1 protein-coding gene is annotated in these 1209 nt (G+C 64.0%); it reads left to right on the top strand.

What is annotated here, in order from left to right; all coding sequences use genetic code 11:
* Positions 1 to 8 precede the first annotated feature (8 nt).
* A partial coding sequence (locus DC522_RS33605) for an NADP-dependent isocitrate dehydrogenase (protein WP_245444769.1) occupies positions 9 to 1209 on the top strand: 1201 nt, incomplete at its 3' end.

Here is a 1209-nt window from a genome sequence, read left to right as displayed (position 1 = left end):
TGGCGAAGATCAAGGTTGCCAATCCGGTCGTCGAACTCGACGGCGACGAGATGACCCGCATCATTTGGCAGTTCATCAAGGACAAGCTGATCCACCCCTATCTCGACATCGACCTGAAGTACTACGATCTCGGCATCGAGCACCGCGACGCCACCCGCGACAAGGTCACGGTCGAGGCCGCCGAGGCGATCAAGCAGTACGGCGTCGGGGTCAAATGCGCCACCATCACGCCGGACGAGGCGCGCGTGCAGGAGTTCAACCTCAAGGAGATGTGGAAGTCGCCCAACGGCACGATCCGCAACATCCTCGGCGGCGTGATCTTCCGCGAGCCGATCATCTGCAAGAACGTGCCGCGCCTGGTGCCCGGCTGGACCCAGCCGATCATCGTCGGCCGCCATGCCTTCGGCGACCAGTACCGCGCCACCGACTTCAAGGTGCCCGGCAAGGGCCGCCTGACGATCAGGTTCGAGGGCGAGGACGGCACCGTCATCGAGAAGGAGGTGTTCAAGTTCCCGGACGCCGGCGTCGCCATGGCGATGTACAACCTCGACGAGTCGATCCGCGAGTTCGCCCGCGCCTCGATGAACTATGGCCTGATGCGCAAGTATCCGGTCTATCTCTCGACCAAGAACACCATCCTCAAGGCCTATGACGGCCGCTTCAAGGACATCTTCGAGGAGGTCTACCAGACCGAGTTCAAGGCGCAGTTCGCCGCCGCCGGCATCACCTACGAGCACCGCCTGATCGACGACATGGTGGCCTCGGCCCTGAAATGGTCGGGCGGCTATGTCTGGGCGTGCAAGAACTACGACGGCGACGTGCAGTCCGACACCGTGGCGCAGGGCTTCGGCTCCCTCGGCCTGATGACCTCGGTGCTGCTGACGCCGGACGGCAAGACAGTGGAAGCGGAAGCCGCCCACGGCACCGTGACCCGCCACTACCGCGAGCACCAGAAGGGCAAGGAGACCTCGACCAACTCGATCGCCTCGATCTTCGCCTGGACCCGTGGTCTCGCGCACCGCGCCAAGCTCGACGACAATGCCGAGCTTGCCCGCTTCGCCGCGACCCTGGAGAAGGTCTGCGTCGACACGGTGGAGTCCGGCTCCATGACCAAGGACCTCGCCCTCCTCGTCGGCGCCGAGCAGAAGTGGCTCTCCACCACCGGCTTCCTCGACAAGATCGACGAGAACCTCAAGAAGGCAATGGCGG

The sequence above is a fragment of the Microvirga sp. KLBC 81 genome, assembly GCF_003075415.1.
Lineage (GTDB): Bacteria > Pseudomonadota > Alphaproteobacteria > Rhizobiales > Beijerinckiaceae > Microvirga.
The sequence above is the reverse complement of the archived record's forward strand: the minus strand, read 5'-3'. Positions and strand labels throughout refer to the sequence as shown.